The 20,094-nt window shown below is 68.7% G+C and carries 10 protein-coding genes and 6 pseudogenes; 9 read left to right on the top strand and 7 right to left on the bottom strand.

The genetic code is table 11. From position 1 onward, the window contains the following. Positions 1–262 precede the first annotated feature (262 nt). Complete coding sequence (locus ABZ915_RS43355) at positions 263–784, top strand: hypothetical protein (protein WP_361815250.1); 522 nt, start codon at positions 263–265, stop codon at positions 782–784. A 551-nt stretch (positions 785–1,335) separates the two neighbouring features. Next, positions 1,336–1,755 carry a CBS domain-containing protein gene (locus tag ABZ915_RS43360; protein ID WP_361815253.1) on the top strand — a complete coding sequence of 140 codons (420 nt, stop codon included), beginning with the start codon at positions 1,336–1,338 and terminating at the stop codon, positions 1,753–1,755. Positions 1,756–1,843: 88 nt separating this feature from the next. On the opposite strand, the pseudogene ABZ915_RS43365 reads toward ABZ915_RS43360, so the two are convergent. Together ABZ915_RS43365 and katG are read right to left on the bottom strand one after the other, a co-directional pair. Next, positions 1,844–2,096 (bottom strand): annotated as a pseudogene (locus tag ABZ915_RS43365) (ISAzo13 family transposase); the annotation flags it as partial. A gap of 1,118 nt (positions 2,097–3,214) precedes the next feature. Beyond that, positions 3,215–5,407 carry a catalase/peroxidase HPI gene (gene katG, locus ABZ915_RS43370; protein ID WP_361815256.1) on the bottom strand — a complete coding sequence of 731 codons (2,193 nt, stop codon included), beginning with the start codon at positions 5,405–5,407 and terminating at the stop codon, positions 3,215–3,217. Between the two features lie 642 nt (positions 5,408–6,049). Between katG and ABZ915_RS43375 the strand changes: the two are divergent. Continuing rightward, positions 6,050–6,481, top strand: a pseudogene (locus tag ABZ915_RS43375) (DEAD/DEAH box helicase); the annotation flags it as partial. Here the strand turns inward: ABZ915_RS43375 and ABZ915_RS43380 are convergent. Continuing rightward, positions 6,481–7,542: an IS630 family transposase gene (locus tag ABZ915_RS43380; RefSeq protein ID WP_361815259.1), complete on the bottom strand. Its 1,062-nt coding sequence runs from the start codon at positions 7,540–7,542 to the stop codon at positions 6,481–6,483. The pseudogene ABZ915_RS43375 and the gene ABZ915_RS43380 sit on opposite strands and share 1 nt — an antisense overlap. A 152-nt stretch (positions 7,543–7,694) precedes the next feature. On the opposite strand from ABZ915_RS43380, the gene ABZ915_RS43385 reads away from it, so the two are divergent. Then, on the top strand, positions 7,695–8,057 hold the full coding sequence (locus tag ABZ915_RS43385) for a universal stress protein (protein WP_361815261.1): 363 nt from the start codon (positions 7,695–7,697) through the stop codon (positions 8,055–8,057). 300 nt (positions 8,058–8,357) lie between these two features. On the opposite strand, the pseudogene ABZ915_RS43390 reads toward ABZ915_RS43385, so the two are convergent. Then, positions 8,358–10,679 (bottom strand): annotated as a pseudogene (locus ABZ915_RS43390) (aconitate hydratase); the annotation flags it as partial. On the opposite strand from ABZ915_RS43390, the pseudogene ABZ915_RS43395 reads away from it, so the two are divergent. Both ABZ915_RS43395 and ABZ915_RS43400 read left to right on the top strand, forming a co-directional pair. Then, a pseudogene (locus ABZ915_RS43395) lies at positions 10,680–10,956 on the top strand (uracil-DNA glycosylase family protein); the annotation flags it as partial. Between the two features lie 200 nt (positions 10,957–11,156). Further along, positions 11,157–13,634, top strand: a complete 2,478-nt coding sequence (locus ABZ915_RS43400; protein WP_361815417.1) for a SpoIIE family protein phosphatase — start codon at positions 11,157–11,159, stop codon at positions 13,632–13,634. 189 nt (positions 13,635–13,823) lie between these two features. Here the strand turns inward: ABZ915_RS43400 and ABZ915_RS43405 are convergent. Further along, positions 13,824–14,249 (bottom strand): annotated as a pseudogene (locus ABZ915_RS43405) (transposase); the annotation flags it as partial. A gap of 587 nt (positions 14,250–14,836) precedes the next feature. After that, positions 14,837–15,451 (bottom strand): cysteine hydrolase, encoded by a 615-nt coding sequence (locus tag ABZ915_RS43410; RefSeq protein ID WP_361815264.1) that lies wholly within the window; start codon positions 15,449–15,451, stop codon positions 14,837–14,839. Between the two features lie 111 nt (positions 15,452–15,562). On the opposite strand from ABZ915_RS43410, the gene ABZ915_RS43415 reads away from it, so the two are divergent. Both ABZ915_RS43415 and ABZ915_RS43420 read left to right on the top strand, forming a co-directional pair. Then, the gene (locus ABZ915_RS43415; protein WP_361815267.1) at positions 15,563–16,264 is read left to right on the top strand and encodes a GntR family transcriptional regulator; all 702 of its coding nucleotides are present in this window, start codon (positions 15,563–15,565) and stop codon (positions 16,262–16,264) included. After that, positions 16,261–17,631 carry an FAD-linked oxidase C-terminal domain-containing protein gene (locus ABZ915_RS43420; RefSeq protein ID WP_361815270.1) on the top strand — a complete coding sequence of 457 codons (1,371 nt, stop codon included), beginning with the start codon at positions 16,261–16,263 and terminating at the stop codon, positions 17,629–17,631. The genes ABZ915_RS43415 and ABZ915_RS43420 overlap by 4 nt, the downstream gene beginning before the upstream one ends. A gap of 835 nt (positions 17,632–18,466) precedes the next feature. Here the strand turns inward: ABZ915_RS43420 and ABZ915_RS43425 are convergent. Continuing rightward, positions 18,467–18,574, bottom strand: a pseudogene (locus ABZ915_RS43425) (aldo/keto reductase); the annotation flags it as partial. A 403-nt stretch (positions 18,575–18,977) separates the two neighbouring features. Here ABZ915_RS43425 and ABZ915_RS43430 point away from each other — a divergent pair. Then, the gene (locus ABZ915_RS43430; protein WP_361815273.1) at positions 18,978–19,838 is read left to right on the top strand and encodes an MBL fold metallo-hydrolase; all 861 of its coding nucleotides are present in this window, start codon (positions 18,978–18,980) and stop codon (positions 19,836–19,838) included. Positions 19,839–20,094 lie beyond the last annotated feature (256 nt).

Genomic DNA, 20,094 nt, shown 5'->3' on the forward strand with positions numbered 1-20,094 from the left:
GATCAGACGAAGGCCGCTCTCACGTCCGGCGGACAACCAAACCCATCAGCAAGTTCGAGGCCGTGTTCGACCGCAGACCATAAACGCCAAGCTAAGAAGTGGACCCAAGTTATGACTCGTGGTCGGAAGGGTGTTGATCGGTGGCCGAGTGGTTCCCTGGTGCCTTCCGCCATGTATCGACATGGGTGTGACGCGGACAGACCTGCCCTGCGGCGCGCGTGTGCGTCCGCGGTCGTAAGCTGCGGCGCGAGGAGGGGGATCGGTGAAGCGTGGCGTAGTGACGCGAGGTCTGCGGTTCGGCCTGGTCGTCGGAGGCGTCTGCGCGCTGGGCTGGGGCGCCGTGTGGACGGCTGGCGTAATGGACGCCTTGGTGCTGGGGCACTGGCACGTCGTGCCTTCGGCTCTCGTCTCCGAAGTGATCCTCGTGGGCGGCAGCCTCTTCGCGGGTGCGCTGCTGGGTCTACTGCTCGGTGTGACACTGGCGCTCGCGCCCAGCTGGCTGACCTCTCATGGGTTGCTCCGCCGGATTCTGGCGGGAGTTGTTGCCGGAACGCTCTTCCTGGGCGAGGCCGTGGTCAGCGTGGAGGGCGGCATTCTGCCGATGCTGTTGATGATCATGGGTATCCCGGTGATTGGCCTGGTAGCGGCGGCGTGCAGTGGTCACATCGCAGGAACGAACCGCCGTCATGCCTGGTTGTGGCCGCGCCCGCCCCTGTCGACTAACGTTCGGGCACTCCCTTGGCGAGGCAGGCTCCGTGCCGTGGTCGAGTTGCTATGGCATTGATACCTGCCACCTCGAAGACAACTGCCCTGGTCGGTGGCGCGGCCGTCAAAGGACGGTTGTCGCGTAGCAGGGCTTAAGAGGCACATGGTCCCTTCCGACGGGTGGATGGGCACCGAAGGCGGCATGAGCGTGGAACGCGCGGTGCGCAGGGCGTTGCATGCCCTGCGCCCGGGGGCGATCCTGCAGATGCACGTCAGCGCGCCCGAGGGACAGACCGAGGTGATCGACGCCCAGGCCCTGCCACCGATCCTGGATGCGATCACCGCCCGTGGCTCCCGCTTCATCGACCCCTCCGCACCCTTCTCGCGCCCCCGGCCCGCCCGGCGCGGAACGGGGACAGGCCTTGAGGCGCACGCGCCTCAAGGCAGCTCCGGAACGCGAGCGCCGTCTTGTCGAGGGCAGCCATGATCTTTCACGGACGCCCTGGCCACACAGCCGTGGAAGTCACTAGTGCCTGCGGGATGGCCCCATGTGCGGTATGGCGCGCGTCGGGTACCCGGTCGGCGCAGCACGGTGGGTGCCAGCCCAGAGCGTGGGAATAGGGAGGCGTCATGACTCAGCATGTACGTGACCTCATGACCAGCCAGCTGGTGACGGTGGAACCGCAGGCCTCGGTGACGGCGGTGGCCCTGAAGATGCGTGACGAGAACATCGGAGCCGTCCTGGTAACCGAGGGCGACGAGCTGCGTGGTCTGGTCAGCGACCGCGATCTCGTGGTGCGTGTTCTGGCGGAGGGCGGCGACCCGGAACAGAAAACCGTCGCCTCCGCCTGCAGCGACGATCTTGTCACCGTGACGCCCGACGAGGATCTCGATCGTGCGGTGCAGCTCATGCGCGAGCACTCCGACCGTCGTCTGTCGGTCATTGAGGGTGGCCACCCGGTGGGCATCGTGTCCCTCGGTGACATGGCGATCGAACGGGACGCGCAGTCGGCGCTCGGCGACATCAGCGCGGCAAAGCCGAACCAGTAGGACACCCGTAGCAGAGGTGCGAAAGGAGGCGGGGCGCCGGTCCGGAGCCCCGCAGGCTTGAGTGCCGGCCGCCAGGCCGCAGTCCGGGGTAGCCAGCCCGCTTCAGCGGCCGTCCCACCGTCGGTGCCGAGACCGGGTGCCCCTGCCGGGTCAGTTCGGGCCATCAGCGCCTCCACCAGGCCGGAGTCGATCTCCTCGGCCGGTTTACGGCCTCCGCCTTCGAGGCGGATCCGTCCGCCGGGCAGCGGCCCGGCGCCGGCTTCCAGTTCCGCGATCCCCCGGCGCACGGTGGTCTCGCTGACAGCAGCTGCCCGGGCCGCAGGGTGGCATACCTCGCCCAGCTCTTAACCGACCTCGGCTTCCCAGAACCGGAAGCCCGCCGCCGCGGACTGCTCGCATACACCGTCTACCTGGGCCACGCCCAACTCGGCCACGCGGTGCCCTCGATGCTGCCCCCGGAGGAAGGCGGGGTGTTCCGCGAATATCTCAACGAGGCACTCGAGGTGCTAATGACGCGCTGCAGGGGCATGACGGACACGGCCCCTCTGGAGGCTCGGTCATCGCGAGATCGTGGCCGCGACGCTGGTCCAGAACCCCCGCTACGTTGACACCGCTGACCAGTGCTGGGACGTGAGCGCGCAGTTCATCGCCGCCACCCGGGAAGCTTCCCTCGGCTCATCGCGGAGATCAGGCGTCTATGCAGGCAGCCGGAAGCCAGCCTGCCGAGCGGAGATCAAGAAGGATGTGCCGATGCTACTGCTGGCAGGGGTGATCGATCATCGGGACCGACGCGGATCTGGTCGACAGCGGGCTCGCGGACGCCGACTGGGTCGCCCCCGCGCGCGGCCCTGGGGGATGCGGGGGCGACGGAGGGCCGGATGGCCGACCTGGAGCGGCAGGCCGACGTCCGGCTGAATCTCAAAGCAACCTGATCAGCGGAGCGGTGTAGTTCAGCAATCCGAAGCGGCCGGCGACCGCCACGGCGGTGGCCGCGGCGGTGGGCGGGCGCTGTACTGGCGGCAGCGGAAGCGCCCGCGAGCCCCCTCGCAGCGGCAGCCGGTGCTGCCCGTGGTGCTGGAGCACGTCTCGACGCGGATGGGCGCACTTACCGCAGCACACGCGCGGTGAAGACCGGTGGCGGCAGGCGGAGCTGGGGGCGCCCGGCGACACGCTGCTGCACCGGGTCGCCCGGACACTGGTCAGGTCCCCGGGAGCCCCTGACCCGCACGGCGATCGTGGAGCGCCTGGGCGAGGCCGTCCCCGGTGCCGGGCACACCCGGCGGATGGCGACCGTCCTGGATTTGCTGCCCGCTCACGCGATGTTCGTGGATGTCACGGGCCGGGGGCACTGGCAGGTCGGTGGAGCTCGCCGATCATGCAAGCACCCGGCTCAGCACCGTTGAGCACCGCACTTCGCCACGTCCCGGGCGGCCGATGAGGGCCGACCGGGACGTCGGGCTCAGGCGAGGTCGAACCGGTCGAGATTCATCACCTTGTTCCACGCTGCCACGAAGTCACGTACGAACTTCTCTCCCGCATCCTGGGACGCGTAGACCTCCGAGACGGCTCGGAGCTGGGAGTGCGCACCGAAGATCAGGTCGACGGCGGTGGCCGTCCACTTGACCCCACCGGTGGCGCGATCCCGGCCTTCGAACACGTTCTCGTCCGTAGCCGACGCCTTCCACTCCGTGCCCATGTCGAGCAGGTTGACGAAGAAGTCGTTGGTCAAGATTCCCGGCCGGCGGGTGAGAACACCGTGGGGGGACCCCTTGAAGCCGGCGTTCAGGGCCCGCATGCCGCCGATCAGCACCGTCATCTCGGGAGCGGTCAGCGTCAGCAGGTTGGCGCGGTCCAGCATGAGGGTCTCCGGCGACAGCTTCTCGCCCGCCGGAAGGTAGTTGCGGAAAGCGTCCGCCTTGGGCTCCAGCACGGCGAACGACGCCGCATCGGTCTGCTCCTGCGAGGCATCCGTACGCCCCGGTGCGAACGGAACCGTGCCGTCGTACCCGGCGTTCCTGGCGGCCTGCTCAACGGCCGCGCACCCGCCGAGGACGATCAGGTCGGCGAGGGAGACCCGCGTTCCGCCGGTCTGGGAGAGGTTGAAGTCCTGCTGGATCCGCTCGAGCGTGCGCAGTACCTCGGTCACCTCGGAAAGGTCGTTGAGCTCCCAGTCCTTCTGCGGCGCGAGCCGGATTCGTGCTCCGTTCGCCCCCCCGCGCTTGTCGGTGCCGCGGAAGCTTGCCGCCGATGCCCAGGCCGTGGTGACAAGCTGGGAGACGGAAAGGTTCGAGGCGAGGATCCTGCCCTTGAGGGCAGCGATGTCCTCGTCCCCGATCAGTTCGTGGTCGACGTCGGGAACGGGGTCCTGCCACAGCTGCGGCTCGGGAATCCACGGGCCGAGGTAACGCGAGAGGGGTCCCATGTCGCGGTGCAGCAGTTTGTACCACGCCTTCGCGAACGCCACCGCGAGCTCGTCCGGGTTCTCGTGGAACCTCTTCGTGATCGGGCCGTAGACCGGGTCCACCTTCAGCGCGAGGTCCGTCGTCAGCATCATGGGGGCGTGCTGCTTCGACGGATCATGGGCGTCGCGTACGGCGTTCCTGGCCGCGGGATCAGAGGGAGTCCACTGGTGGGCGCCGGCGGGGCTGCTCGTCAGCTCCCACTCGTACCCGTAGAGATTGTCCAGGTACCCGTTGTCCCACTTGGTCGGCTCGGTGGTCCAAGCGCCCTCCAGACCACTGGTGAGCGCGTGGGGGCCCGTGCCGCCGCCGTAAGTGTTCCGCCAGCCGAGGCCCTGCTGCTCGATGGGGGCGGCCTCGGGTTCCGGGCCGATATAACTGGCTTCGACCGCGCCATGACACTTGCCGAATGTGTGGCCGCCGACGATGAGTGCGACCGTCTCCTCGTCATTCATCGCCATGCGTCCAAACGTCTCGCGAATGTCCTGGGCGGCAGCCACCGGGTCTGGGTTTCCGTTGGGCCCCTCCGGATTGACGTAGATCAGTCCCATCTGTACGGCGCCGAAAGGACCGGTGAGCTCCCTGTCGCCGCTGTAGCGCTCATCTCCGAGCCATGTGTCCTCGGGCCCCCAGAAGATCTCCTCGGGCTCCCAGATGTCCTTTCGCCCGAAACCGAACCCGAACGTCTTGAACCCCATGGATTCCATGGCGCAGTTTCCGGCGAAGACCAGAAGATCGGCCCAGGAGATTTTACGGCCGTACTTCTGTTTGACCGGCCAAAGCAGACGGCGCGCCTTGTCCAGGCTCGCGTTGTCCGGCCAGCTGTTGAGGGGGGCGAAGCGCTGTGCGCCGCTGCCGCCACCGCCGCGGCCGTCCTCGATGCGGTACGTTCCCGCGGCATGCCAGCTCATCCGGATGAAGAGCGGCCCGTAGTGACCGTAGTCGGCAGGCCACCAGTCCTGGGATGTCGTCATCACCTCGAAGACGTCACGCTTCAGCGCGTCGACGTCGAGGGTCGCGAACTCTTCCGCGTAGTCGAAGTCCTCGTCCATCGGGTTGGATCGGGGCGAGTGCTGGTGGAGAACCTGAAGGTCCAGCTGATTGGGCCACCAGTCCCGGTTCGTCCTGGGCCGCCGAGTTGGCGTGGGCGTCGGTGAAGGGATTGCTGGATTCTCGCTTTCACTGCCGGACATGCCCGTCCTTCTTCCTGTCTCGGTGTTCCTTCTGCCGGCTTCCGCTCTTGACTTCGTTGGCTTTGCTGGTGTCGAGCACGTCGCCCCACACATCAGCGTGCCATGGTGCCCACAGGCTGGAAAATGTGCTGTGCCGTGTCCGTATGGTCGCGCACCGCAGACCTCACCTCTATGAAACACGCAGAGCACCGCGAATGACAGGCGTGAGAGAAGGGGTGGCCTTTCCGCTCCTTTGCCGATTTCCGACGCAAGCCGAATCGAATACGCCGGACACGCCGGGATCCGTGCGCCCTCGAAACTCATCCTCGAGGGCGTCTCGCCGCGCAGTACCGCCGACCGTCGCCCAACCGGTTCCTAGAGCGGACCGATGGCGGGTTGCGCTATGTGTCGCTCGACGCCGCCGACATCGGCGTCTGCCGGGCCGCGGCGCGCGCTCGCGGTCACCCCGGTGATGCATCGGCGGATCTCGGTGAGTTGAGGGCCCGGACCAGGTATGCCGGAAGGGCTGCCGTGTTGCGTCGGGTCACCGACGCGGGAGGGGCGATCGGTATCAGGGTGCGATGTTATGCCTTGTGTTAGTTTCATGCGTTTGCGCGGTCGTCGCGGTGGGCGATTCTGCTTGTTCGTCCGCTTGTGCGTGCGCTGTTCAATCCTGCCGGGCCTTCCTCGGTCGGTCCCACCCAGCCCGAGGCCACGACCCCGGCCGTCTTCTTCGCTGGTCTGAAACTGCCGGTGGAGGTGCTGCGGACACTGAGCGGACTCGGGGTGCGCGAACTCTTTCCGATCCAGGCCGCCACACTGCCCTATGCCCTGGAGGGGCGCGACGTCCTGGGGCGCGGGCGCACCGGATCGGGCAAGACGCTCGCTTTCGGCCTGCCGCTGCTGACACGTACGGCCGGGCGGCGCGCCGAACCGAAGCAGCCCCTCGCTCTGATCCTTGTGCCCACCCGGGAGCTGGCCCAACAGGTCACCCAGGCGCTGGCGCCATACGCCGAGGCACTGCAGCTGCGGATGACCACGGTCGTCGGCGGCATCTCGATCGGTCGGCAGGTTGCCGCGCTGCGCCAGGGAGCCTAGTGACCTGGTCCGGAGGTCCTGTCGCAGTAGCGGCAGATGCGGTCGATGATCTGGTCTTCGGTCTTGGTCCATCTGAAGGGCCGAGCCTGCTCGTTCCAGGTCTTGATCCGGTCCTTGAGCGTGGTCTTCAACTCGTCGAGTGAGCAGAAGACCCCGCGCTCCTGACATCGCCGCTGTAGTTCGGCGAACCACCGCTCGACCTGGTTGATCCAGGACGAGTAGGTCGGGGTGAAGTGCAGCTCGAACCGAGGATGGGCCAGAAGCCACTTGTGCACGACCGGCGCCTTGTGGGCGAAGAGGTTGTCGCAGATCACGTGGACCGCCAGGCCGGGATCGGTCTGGCGGTCGATCTCATCGAGAAAGTCGCGGAAGTCGACCGCCCGATGCGTCGCCGACAGCTTCCCGATCACCTTGCCCGTGGCGGTGTTCAGGGCGGCGAACAGATCCACTGTGCCGTGCCGGACGTAGTCGAAACTGCGCCGCTCAGGGGTGCCGGGCACCATCGGCAGCACCGCAGCGGTCCGCTCAAGGGCCTGGATCTGCGGCTTCTCGTCCACTGCGAAAACTGCCGCGTTCGCCGGCGGAGCGAGATACAGCCCGACCACGTCTCGGATCTTGTCGATCAGCAGCGGGTCCGGGGAGATCTTGAAATCCTCCGTCCGCCAGGGCTGCAGCCCGAACGCCCGCCAGATCCGCAGCACGCTCGTCGGAGAGATCCCCACTCGCTTCGCCAGCTCTCGCTTCGACCAGTGAGTGGCACCCTCGGGCACCTCTTCGAGAGTGCGCACCACCACCTCTTCCACCTGGGTGTCTGTGATGGTGCGGGGCACACCGGGACGTGGCTCGTCGGACAGCCCGTCGAGCCGACATTGGAGAGATCTGGTCCGCCACCGGCGCACGGTCGCGCGATCGGTCCCCAGCCGTGCAGCCACTGCGGTGTTGTTCAGTCCCTCTGCGCAGGCGAGCACGATCCGGGCCCGTCTGGCCAGCCCCTGCGCGGTTGTCCGGCGTTTGGCCCACCCCTGCGACCGAAGGGGTGGTGGCTGGCAGAGGAGCATGCTGGGGAAGATCAATCAGCCATCGATGCCCTGCGCGATCTGCTTGGGACGACGAGCCGGTCACGCCCGGTCCGCCGGCTCCACCGCCGTGATGTCACCGACTGTCCGTCGCGATCGAGAGTGGCCGAAAAGAGCATCCGCTGACCGTCGGGGTGCACCTGATCAAACACGTCGGCAACCTGCCTTGGGCGTACGGGTGGTCCGCGCCCGCGGTGGATCCCACGTTCGACCGAACGATCGCGGAGCAGGGTCTCGTCAACCAGGTGCACCAGGTTCTCGGCGAGTCCGGCGCCGCCAAGGTGCGAAAGCGTCTGGTCGAGGGCAATCCCGTCGCGGCGCTGCTCAGGGAGGCGGAAGGAGCCAAGGCTCTCGTGGTGGGCAGCCGAGGCATGGGCGGATTCCGTCGAACGCTACTGGGCTCGGTGAGTCAGCAGTGTGCGATGCACGCCACGTGTCCGGTCGTCGTCGTTCGTGGGACCGTCGAGGTGACGGACGCCGCTACACAGGCGGAGTGAGGCGAGGCCCGCTGCGGATGAGGGCCCCGTTGGCGGCCCCATCCCGTGGCCCACAAACGAGGCGTTTCGTAGGTGGGGGTTTGCTGCGGGCTTGGCCATCGTTTCGCTGCACCGCTTGCATCGGCGGCGGGGCGGGCGGCGACATCCTTGCCGACCCACCCGGGGTCGGCCGGGAGAAACGGGGAAGCGGACCGCGCCATCGCCACCGGAGACCGCGGATCCGGCCGGGGGATGCCGTTCACGGCCGTCGGTGTGTTGCCAATGCTTCGGGAAGCCAGCGGTGCGGTTCTCAGCACGGTGTCATGTGGGCAGCAGGGCGCGCAGGGCGTAGGGCAGGATGCCGCCGTGCCGGTAGTAGTCGGCTTCCGTTGGAGTGTCCAGGCGCACGCGTGCGGTGAACCGTGTGGTGCCGCCAGCCCCTTCCGCCTCGACAGTGACCTCATGGGGCAGCTCGGCCAAGCCGTGGATGGTGTACTGCTCCTCACCGGTCAGGCCCAGAGCACTGGCGCAGTCGCCGGGGGCGAACTGCAGCGGCAGGACTCCCATCCCGATCAGGTTGGAGCGGTGGATTCGCTCGAACGACTCAGCAAGGACGGCCCTGACGCCCAGCAGCGCGGTTCCCTTGGCGGCCCAGTCCCGCGAAGATCCCGAGCCGTATTCCTTGCCGGCGATGACGAGCAGGGGGACGTCCTCGGCGGCGTAGCGCATCGCCGCCTGGTAGATGGTGGTCTGCTCGCCGTCGGGCAGGTGCCGGGTGTAGCCGCCCTCGGTTCCGGGGGCCAGCAGGTTGCGCAGCCGGATGTTGGCGAAGGTGCCACGGATCATCACCTCGTGGTTGCCGCGCCGGGAGCCGTAGGAGTTGAAGTCCCCGGGCGCGATGCCGTGGGCTTGCAGGTATTCGCCCGCCGGTGAGTCCCGTTTGATGGCGCCGGCAGGGGAGATGTGGTCGGTGGTGACCGAGTCGCCGAGCAGGGCCAGCACTCGGGCGCCGGTGATGTCGTGCGGTGGCCGCGGCGTGCGGGGCATGTGCTCGAAGTAGGGCGGCTTACGCACGTAGGTCGAGGCGGGATCCCAGGTGAACAGGTCGCTCACGGGAGTGGTCAGGGCCCGCCATCGCTCGTCCCTGGTGAACAGGTCTGCGTAACCGTCGGTGAACATGCTCGGCCGCAGGCTGGCGGAGATCACCTGCTGGATTTCGTCCTGGGTGGGCCAGATGTCGCGCAGGTGGACGGGCCGGCCGTCACTGCCGGTGCCCAGCGGGTCGCGGGTGAGGTCGACGGCCATGGATCCGGCCAGCGCGTAGGCGACGACCAGCGGTGGTGAGGCGAGGTAGTTGAGTTGCGTCTCGGGGTGGATGCGGCCTTCGAAGTTGCGGTTGCCGGAGAGCACCGAGGCCACGGTGAGGTCTGCCTTGGCGACCGCCTGCGAGACCGCGGGGATCAGCGGACCGGAGTTGCCGATGCAGGTCGTGCAGCCGTAGCCGACCAGGTCGAAGCCAAGCGTGTCCAAATACCGGGTCAGGCCCGCGCTTTCGAAGTAGTCCATAACGATCCGCGACCCCGGCGCGAGGCTGGTCTTCACCCAGGGCTTGGACCGCAGGCCGCGCTCGACGGCGTTCTTGGCCAGCAGTGCGGCGGCGACCATCACCTGTGGGTTGGAGGTGTTGGTGCACGAGGTGATCGCGGCGATCACCACGGCGCCGTGCCCGATCTCGAAGCTGCTGCCGTCCTCCAGCGTCACCCAGATGCGCTCAGGCGGCCGGGCCTTGCCCGGTCCGGTCGCATCGAGGCATCCCGGCTGGTCGCCGGGGTGGCTGCCGGTGACGGCCACCGGGTCGGATGCTGGGAAGGACTCCACCCCGCTCTGGTCCAGCCCGACCGGGGCCGCGTCGCAGGTCACGTCGCCGTCCAGGACGGCGCGCAGGACCCGTGAGGCGTCCGTGAGGGCGATGCGGTCCTGCGGCCGCTTGGGCCCGGCGATCGACGGGACGATGGCCGACAGGTCCACTTCGATTGTCTGCGAGTAGTCAGCGGTGTGGCCGGGATCGTGCCACAGTCCCTGCCGCTTGGCGTACGCCTCCACCAGCGCTACCTGGCCGGGGTCCCGTCCCGTGAGCCGCAGGTAGGAAAGGGTCTCGGTATCGATCGGGAAGATCGCGCAGGTCGCGCCGTACTCCGGGCTCATGTTGCCGATGGTGGCCCGGTTGGCCAGCGGCACCTCGGCCACGCCAGGTCCGTAGAACTCCACAAAGGCGCCCACCACGCCGTGCTGACGCAGCCGCTCGGCGATGGTCAGCACCATGTCCGTGGCGGTGCTCCCTTCGGGCAGCCCGCCGGTGAGCCGCACGCCGACGACCTTGGGGATGAGCATGCTCACCGGCCGGCCGAGCATCGCGGCCTCCGCCTCAATGCCTCCCACGCCCCAGCCAAGCACGCCGAGCCCGTTGACCATGGGGGTGTGGGAATCGGTGCCGACCACGGTGTCGGGGAAGGTGGTGCCGTCCTCGGCGAACACCACCCGGGCCAGGTGCTCGAGGTTGACCTGGTGGCAGATTCCGGTTCCCGGGGGGACGACGCGCAGGTTCCGCAGGGCGCTTTGCCCCCAGCGCAGGAACTGGTATCGCTACTGTACGCCGTGCTCTACGACATCGGGCGGACCTCGCAGCCCACCGCCACCCACCAGGGCGACGGGCTGGAGCTGTACGGGGTGCGGATCACCGTGCCGGTGCACTTGCGCCCCGCCCGACAACCGGCCCACCACCGGTGAGCGGGACACCTGCCGGACATGGCTGGCCCGCGAGCTGGAACTGCTGCGGCCCACGCTGCGGGCGATCCTGGTGCTCGGCGCGTTCGCCTGGCAGGCGCTCCTGCCGGTGCTCACCGACGCCGGCTGGCAGCTAACGTCGCCATTCCTCTCCCGCCCGGTAAGTGCGCAGGTCGCGCCGCCACCCCGTCGGAGTCTTCGCTTTGGGGCCGTCCTGCCCCTGATGCGAGGGCAGCCCGTACCGGCAAGAAATGGCGTACGCATGAGCGCGGGTAGATCCTGACCGTACGGAGCACTTTGCGTGCCGAGAGGCAGTAGAGCGAGCGGATGAGATCCATGGACCCGTGCGACCCGTGCGAAGCGGTACTTCTCGAAACTCCAGGTGATCCGTTCGCTTCCGCCGACGCTGTTGTGGCCCTGGTCGACGAGCATGGCGCTCTGCTGAATTGCAGCCCAGGGATGCAGCGACTGCTTGGGTACGGCCCGTCGGAGCTTCCGGGGTTGCGCTGGACCGACCTCCTGGCGTCCGAGGCCGATGTCGCCCGGTTCAGAGAGTGCTGCCGCAAGGACGAGGCGGTGTTCCTCACCTCCGTCCACTTGCGCCACCGGGACGGCGGCGGGGTCGAGGTGCGGTTGCGCGCGCACCGTCTGGACGCTTTGGACGGCGAGCCGCAATGGCTCGTCCAGACGGAAACCGTCGAGGCCGCGCACCTTGGCGACCTCCGCCGTGCCCTGTTGAGAGGGCTGTTCACCGAGTCGCCGTACATCATCGACGTCTTCGACGATCGGCTGCGCTTCCTGGCGCAGAATCGCTCGCAGCGTCGCGCCAGTGGCTTTGCTTCCCAGGTTGTCGGGCGCACGATGCGGGAGGCGGCACCGTCCGGTCTCTTGGACATGGATGCTCTGGAGGCGCGTCAGCGGCATGTGCTGACGACCGGCGAGGCGTTGATCGCCACCGAGGTTCACGGGCATGTCCCGGAGTCCCCGAGGCGGGACGCCGTCTGGTCGGAGACCATCGTCCCGTTGCGCGGCGGCTCGGGGAAGGTGGTCGCGCTGGCACACCTGGTGCTCGACGTGACGGAGGAAGCCCGGGCACGTGAGCGGCTGCACCTGATCAACGAGGCCAGTGCCAGGATCGGAAGTGACCTCGACGTCATGCACACCGCCAAGGAGTTGACGGACGTCGCCGTACCCCGGTTCGCCGACTACGCCTACGTGAATTTGCTCGACACCGTCCTCCGGGGCAGGTACCCCCACACCGGCACCGGCGTCGAGGCGGTACCGCTGCGCCGGGCGGCGCAGTCGGTGCGGCCCGGCGGGGTGGTGGATCTGGGGGTGACCGATGGAGCGATCGACTCCATCGCCTCCGCGCCGGACTCCCGGAGCGCTCGGGCGCTGGCCAGCGGCGCGCCGCTGCTGCTGACGGGAGACGAGCTGTACACGGAGTTCGTGACGGCCGTCCCTTACCGGGCGGCGCTGACACGCGAGCGGGGTGTCCGTTCCTGGCTGCTGGTGCCGATGCACGCCCGCGGGGCGGCGCTGGGCACGGTGGTGTTCATCCGGCGTGCGCAGGACAATCCGTTCGATGCCGAAGACATCCTGCTGGCCGAGGAGTTCGTGGCGCGCGCCGGAGTGTGCATCGACAACGCTAGCCGCTATACCTACGAACGGACCACGGCCTCGGCCCTGCAGCGCAGCCTTCTGCCGCAGCGCCTGCCCGACCTCAAGGCGGTCGAGGGCGTCTCACGTTACCTGCCCGCGGGCGGTGAGGCCGTCCTGGGAGGTGCCTGGTTCGACGTCATCCGGCTGTCGAGTGCCCGGGTGGGCCTGGTGGTGGGGGACGCCGCGGGAAGCGGACTGCGCTCGGCCGTCACCATGGGTGGCCTGCGCAGGGCGGTGCGTACCCTCGCCGACCTGGATCTCTCACCGGAGGAACTTCTCACCGGGCTGGACGAGCAGGTCCGGCGATTCCAAGACGATCAGGGGGCAGGGCCGGACGGGGCAGCGGGAACGACGTGCCTGTACGCGGTCTACGACCCTGTCTCACGCCGGTGCGCCCTGGCCGGCGCCGGCCATCCCCGGCCGACACGGATGACCACGGACGGCCGGGCGACCTTGATGGACATGCCAGTCGGCCCGCCCCTGGGCACCGGGGGAGTCCCGTTCGAGTGCGTCGAGGTGACGCTGGACGACGGCGATGTGCTGGTCCTGCACACCGCCGGCTTGTCCGAACCGCAGAAGGACGGGGCCGGGGCCGACCTCGAAGTGCTCGGTGAGGTGCTGTCCGCCCTCGGGAGTGTCCGGCGTTCCCAGCCGCACAGGCTGGCGTCCGATCTCGGCGAGTTCTGTGACGCCATCCTGTGTCGGATGCTTCCGAACCCCCCGCAGAAGGACGTGGCGCTGCTGGCCGCGCGGGTGCACGGGCTGGAGCCGGACCTCCACGCCGCCTGGGAGCTGACCGACGAGTGGGAGGTCGTCGGGCAGGCACGCGAGATGGCATCCCGCAAGCTGGACGACTGGGGGCTGGGTGAACTGGGAGACACGACCCAACTGCTGGTGAGCGAACTGGTCACCAATGCCATCCGCTACGGCCGGCCGCCCATTCGGCTCCGGCTGATCCGTGACCGCAATCTGATCTGCGAGGTCTCCGACAGCAGCAGCACCTCGCCGCACGTGCGGCGCGCCCTGGAGACGGACGAAGGAGGACGCGGACTGTTCCTGGTCGCGAACCTCGCCGAGCTGTGGGGTACGCGCTACCACGAACGCGGCAAGTCCATCTGGGCCGAGCAGTCCCTCGAGGCGCTTCGCCTGTGATCGGCGCGTCCGTGGCCCCCGCCGACGCCTCCCTGCGACCGCGTAGCGAGGAGGCGTCGGCGGGGCCCTGGAGATCTTGGAGCCGGGCCGGCGACTGGTCGAGCCGCCGGGCCGGGATACGCCGAGCCGTCGAGCGGGACTGTAAATCGTTCGGGTCTGTTCCGTAGTCGGTGGTGACGGAGGGTGTGGTCAGCCCAGGAGGATGCGGTGGCGGAGGAGGGGGAAGCTCGCGCGGCCGTACATCTGACGCTTGGTCAGCTTGGTTTTGTTGTTGACGCCTTCGGTGCCACCGTTGTGGTGCGGCAGGGTGAGGGCGGCGTCGACTGCGGCGCGGTCCTTCTCCAGGCCCCGGGTGAAGGCATGCAGGTGGGGCAGGTCCTCGGCCTGGGCCGAGGTGATCCAGGTGCTCAGCAGGGCGGCATTGCCGTCGGCGGGATCCAGCAGTGCGGCGAAGTGGTGGATGAGGTCGGTCAGAGCGATCATCTCGTGGCAGGCGGTGAGGGCGGCCTCGATGCGTTCCCGCTGGTGGTCTTTGAGGCGGTCGGGGCGGGTGAGCAGGTAGCGGGTCAGGCGCCGGGGCGAGAGTGCGGGCCGGTCGGCCTCGACTCGGCCCTGGCAGGACGTTGGCGCGGCTGGTGCGGCGGATCTGAGCGGTGAGCTCCGGGTCATCGGTCAGGGCTTGCAGGTACTCCGCCGACAAAGTGGCGTCCTCGATCTCGCGCAGCCACTCCTCCGGAGAGCGCGCAGCCACCGCGGCGCCCCGCCTGATCAGCTCCCGCATCCGGTCAGATGGCATGTCGCGCTCCGTGAGTGAGGTGCACAAGGGGCGGGCGGCTGTGCGGATCGGCTGCCGGCGGGCCTGCGATGGCCGCCTCACAGCGGCCGGCGAGGCTGCACAGTGCTGCCGGCGGACGGTGTTCCACTGCCCGAACGCTGGGGGCGGATCCCGCCGCGGGACCCGGAGCGCCGACGCACCAGAATGCCGTTGATCACCTGCCGTGACCTTTCCACCGCCCGCCTCACCCCACATGCCCGGAAAGACGGTCGGACACCGCCTGGAGCACGAGCGCCGGTGGGTCTCGCGCCGTTCGCTCCGGGCGATGTCAACTGCCTTCGCGTCAGGACCACCGACGGCGGGCGACCGAAGCCGAGGGAGAGCACTCTGGCCGGCCAAGCCCCCGGGGCGGGGCGACGGCGCGGGACTACAGGGCGGCGATGACGTCGGCAGAGGTCATCGGCAGCGAGAACATCGGGAAGTCGTAGGAGATGGCGTTGTCGTGCTCCTCCTGCGAGGTGGCGGCGACGCAGTCGGTCAGGGTGATCACCCGGAAGCCGTGCTCGTAACCGGTGCGCATGGTCGACTCCACGCAGCAGTTGGTGAGGAAGCCGCCAAGGATGATCGTGTCGATGCCCTTGCTGCGCAGGATGAAATCGAGGTTCGTGCTGGCGAAGGTGTCGAGCCCGCGCTTGCCCTCGATGACGATGTCCCCGTTCACCGGAGTCAGCTCGTCGACGATGGCCGCGCCCCACTTGCCCTTGACGAACGCCTTCCCGTCCACGACGCCTTTGAGGATGCCGTACGGGTGACGGGTCAGCTCACCGTAGCCCTCCGCGAACGTGATCGGCGCGTGCATGATCGACACTCCGGCCTGCCGGGCGGCGTCGACCAGGGCGACGGTGTTGGCAAGCATTCCGGTGCGCTGCATCACGTCGGCGACCGCCCCGTTCAGCACACCGCCGTCGCTGGTGAACTCGTTCTGGTACTCGATGAGCACGATTGCGGTCTTGGCCGGGTCGAGCTCGAGCTTCTCGGTCATGGCGACACCTGATTTCCGCGTCTTTGAGGTAAAGGCCTTGTGTCCTGCAGCACAGCGAGAAGCACGATAACTGCTTGTCCGACAAACAGACAAGAAGCTATCGTGTGCGGCATGACGATCTCGCCGGTATCGCGCGTGCCCTTGAGCCTCGACGTGGCTCAGCGCCTGAGGGCGGCCATCCTCGACGGCACATTCCCCGCCGACACCGAGCTGCCCACGGAATCCGAACTCGCCCAGTCCTTCGGCGTCGGGCGGTCCACCATCCGCGAGGCGCTGCGGGTGTTGCAGGCGCACGGTCTGATCAGCGGCGCGGACACGGTTTCCACCGCGCGTCCGCGCGTCACCCACGAGCGCACGGCCGGCGCGGCGGGCCTGGCGCTGAGCACCGCTTTGCAGGTCGGCGCGATCCCGCTGGCAGACCTGGTGGCGCTGCGCACGCTGCTAGAGGCGGAGGCGATACGGCAGACCACGTCCGTGCCGGATGCGGCTCGGACCTGCCTGGTGACCATGGCGGCAGCGGTGGAGAACGCCGACATTCACACCTTCCACGCCGCTGACGTGGACTTCCATGTGCAACTCGCCTACGCCGGCGGTAATCAGGCGCTGGGGTTCGTCATCGGCGTGCTGCGCGACTGCATCGCCGGCTACCTGCTCGACGCGCTCGCCGCGGTGGCCGATCCGGCCACGGTGCTCGGGCGTCTGCTGGCCGAACACCAGGCGATCGTCGACGCGCTGGACGCGGGCGAGACCGACCGTGCCGCCGAGCTGGTCGTGGCTCACGTCCGCGGCTTCTACGAGCCGGAGACGCCATGACCGAGGTGCTCGCGGACGTCGCCACCGCCCTCGCCGCCGCGCTGCCGGGCCGGGTGGTCACCGACCGGGACGCGATGGAGGCCTACCGCCGTGACCAGTGCCTGCTGGCTCCCGCGGGGCGCCCGGCGGCGGTGGTGCGCGCCCGCTCGACCGATGACGTGATCACCACGCTGCGCACAGCCGGCGACCATCATGCGCCGGTGGTGACGCGGGGGGCCGGCACCGGGTTGGCCGGCGCGGCCAATGCGATCGACGGCTGCGTCGTACTCTCGCTCGCCGCGATGGACCGGATCCTCGCCCTGGACGTGCCCGGCCGCACGGCAACGGTCGAGCCGGGCGTGCTCACCGGCGATCTCGACGCCCGCGCCCGCGAGCACGGCCTGTGGTATCCGCCGGACCCGGGAAGCAAGGCGATCTCCACCATGGGCGGCAACCTGGCGACCAACGCAGGCGGCATGTGCTGCGCCAAGTACGGGGTCACCGCCGACCATGTCGCCTCGCTGACGGCCGTACTCGCCGATGGTCGCGTGATCCGTACAGGTCCGCCGACCCGCAAGAATGTCACCGGGCTCGACCTCACCCGGCTGCTCGTCGGCTCCGAAGGCACCCTGGCGGTGATCGTGAACGCCACCGTGCGACTGCGACCGTTCCCGGCGGCCACCGCGACCGTAGTGGCCGCGTTCCCGACACCCCAGCAGGCAGTCGACACCGTGCTGCGGATCGCGGCGGTCGCCGACCCTGCGGCGGTGGAGCTCATGGACCGCACGTGCATTCGTGCCGTCAATCGCCTGACACGTATGGGGTTGGACGAGTCGGCCGGGGCACTCGTACTCGTCCAGTGCGACGGGCCGTCCGCCGATCAGGAGGCCGCCACCTGTGCCAGGCTGGCCGAAGCCGGTGGCGCCACCGAGGCGCTGCACACCGCCGACCCGGCGGAAGGCGAGATGTTCATGCAGGCCAGACGAATGGTGTACCCGGCTCTGGAGAGGCTGGGCACCACGCTGCTCGACGACGTCGGCGTCGCGGTCCAGGACCTTCCCCACTTGCTTGCTGTGATCGAGCGAATTGCCGCCGACCACGACGTGCTGGTCGGCACCTTCGGCCACGCCGCCGACGGCAACCTGCATCCGACCGTCGTCTACGACGCCACCGACCGTGACGCCGCCGACCGTGCCGGTGCCGCTTTCGACGACATCGTGGCAGCGGCGCTCGCTCTCGGCGGCACGATCACCGGCGAGCACGGCGTGGGCTCGCTTAAGACACGCTACCTCGACGCACAACTCGGCCCCACCGAGCGGGCGTTGATGACCGGCATCAAGGCCGTCTTCGACCCCGAGGGCCGCCTCAACCCGGGACGCGCGTATTAAGGAGCTCTGTCAAACGAGCGGCCCCGTCTCACATTCGGCGGTGACGGAGAGTTGTGAGGGTCGTTGACTCTCGCCTGAAGGATGTCAACGAGCTCGTGCAGACGGTGTTTTCGGGTCTTTCCCCGCTGCTCATAGACCCCGGTTACAGTTCGTCTGGTTCGGTCCCTATGATCGGTGGCCGCGCTCTGTGGTCACCACTGGACCTGGTCCGATCAGTGTCGGCAGCTGCGGCGCTCGCGGAAGAGGCGCCCTGTAAGCCCGCCGAGTCGAACAGCACCGCCAGCCCTGTGACCAGGCCCATGACCACGACGTTGACCAGAACCGCGTACACGATGCACAGCCAGCCCCGATGGCCGCCAGCGACAGCCAACGGCCCTCCACGCCATGCTTCTTCGCGCGGCGGCGCTCCATGTGCCCGGACACGATGACGACCAACGCGCAGACGATCAGCAGGCCCAGGGTCGGGTCTGTCAAAAAGGAACGGGCCTGACCCACTTTCGGGCGGGCAGCGTCCAGCAGCGTGCTGAGCCCGCTCGTCATTGAGCCCGCAGCCCCCACGAAGCCGCACGAGGGGGCGGTATGACCCGGAGGCGAACGCTCCACGGTCTGGAGGATGTCGTGCCGGGCGCCCACGGGGTCGAGAACGGAGGGCTGGTGCCAACTCGCCCATCGTGACGACTGCTTGCTCGGCACCGCCCAATTGCCTTACGCCGGCCGCCGACTCACCCGGCCTCGAAGCAAACATCGCCCCGCCGGCACCACCCCGGCCGGCGGAAGCCTGGGCGGCTCGCGCCCTGACCGCCGCCGTCGCGCCCAGGTCCCCCGCCGGGGGAGCGACCACCAGGTCGTCCGGGTACGGGGTCAGTGAGCTGTTGACGAGTTCGTTGGCGGAGCGCGGGGAGGAGCAGCCCAAGGCGGCCGTGTCGATGTGGTTCACACCGAGCGAGCCGAGGTCATCGGCGGAGTCCGGCATACGTCCGGTGAGCCGCCGCATTCACCGCCTGATCAGAAGGGCAGCGCGGCCAGTCCCATGGCCGGGGCGTTCACCAAGCAGCCGGACTACACGCCGTTAACACGAAGCTGCCGAAGAAGGTCAGATGGACACCACTCGCCATTTGTGCAGCAGCGGAGTCAAGGGCCTCGTAGGGGAGCGGTCTGAAAAGTACTCGTTTCCCATGAGCCCTGCCTTGGACGCGCCATCCTGCTGTGCGGGCCTCGCGGTGGTCGGCGGGCGACCGCGGCAGCCCCACGCCGCCCAGCCGTCCGCGACACGTCAGGATGCCGGTATGAGAATGTCTGTCGGTCATGCGAGCCTGCGTCCGTATCTGCCGTACGAACAGCCCCCCATGACGAGCGATGACGGGCTGGTCGCGCATTTTCTGGGCACCAGTTCCGTTCTCCTGTCGGACGGGGAGACGTCCGTGCTCAGCGACGGGTTCGTCACCCGGCCGGGGTTGCTGCGCGTCGCCCTGGGCAGGATCGCGCCCGACCGCTCTGTCGTGCGCGCGGCCATCGATCGACTGCGGGTGAAGAGTCTGGCCGCGGTGGTCTGCGCCCACTCCCATTACGATCACGCCCTCGATGCGCCGGTGTGGGCCCTGGAGACCGGCGCGGAGTTGGTCGGATCGCCCTCCACCGCGAACATCGGCCGCGGCCTGAGAGTGCCGGAGTCGTCCTTGCGGGTGGTCGCGGACGGGCAGACCGTCTCCTACGGCCGTTTCGACCTGACCTTCCTGGACTCCGTGCACAGCCCCGGTGACCACTATCCCGGCACTGTCGACAAGCCCCTTGTACCACCGGCCCGGGCCGCAGCATGGAAGACCGGAACCGCCTTCAGTGTCCTCGTCACCCATCCTGCAGGCCGCATCCTGCTGCATGCCAGTGCCAACTTCCGCCCCGGCGCCCTGCGAGGTCGGCCCGCCGACGTCATCTATCTGGGCATCGGCAACCTGGGCAAGCAGCCGACCGAGTTCCTGCGCACCTACTGGGACGAGGTCGTTGTCTCGACCGGGGCCCGCCGGGTCGTCCTGGTGCACTGGGACGACTTCTTCCTCGGTCTGCACCGGCCCCTGAGGCCGATGCCCTACTTCCTGGACGACATCGACGCCACGATGAGCCGGCTGCTGCCCCTGGCCCGCCGCGACGGTGTCGACATCGTCCTGCCCGTTGCCTGGCAACCGAGCGCTCCTCTCGCCGACCTCTCGTGAACCGTTCCCGCATGTGCAGCGTGACGTCGGCAGGTACGACCTGCCTGTACCGAGGCGCCACTGCGTCGGCCCAGCCAGGGCGTCGCGGGTCGGCGATCCGGCTGCCGGAGGCCGGCTGCGGCCGGTGATCGACAGACCAGCCTCCTGCTGGACGCAGAAGAAGGGCATCTCCCGAAGTCTCTCGGACGCCGCCTGCCGGTGACCCGGCACAGGAGCTCCTGTTGGCGAATGATGGCGCGGCGTCCGGAGAGCTCTC

Origin of the sequence: Streptomyces sp. NPDC046915, from assembly GCF_040644935.1 — a bacterium.
In the GTDB taxonomy this organism is placed as follows: Bacteria; Actinomycetota; Actinomycetes; order Streptomycetales; family Streptomycetaceae; genus Streptomyces.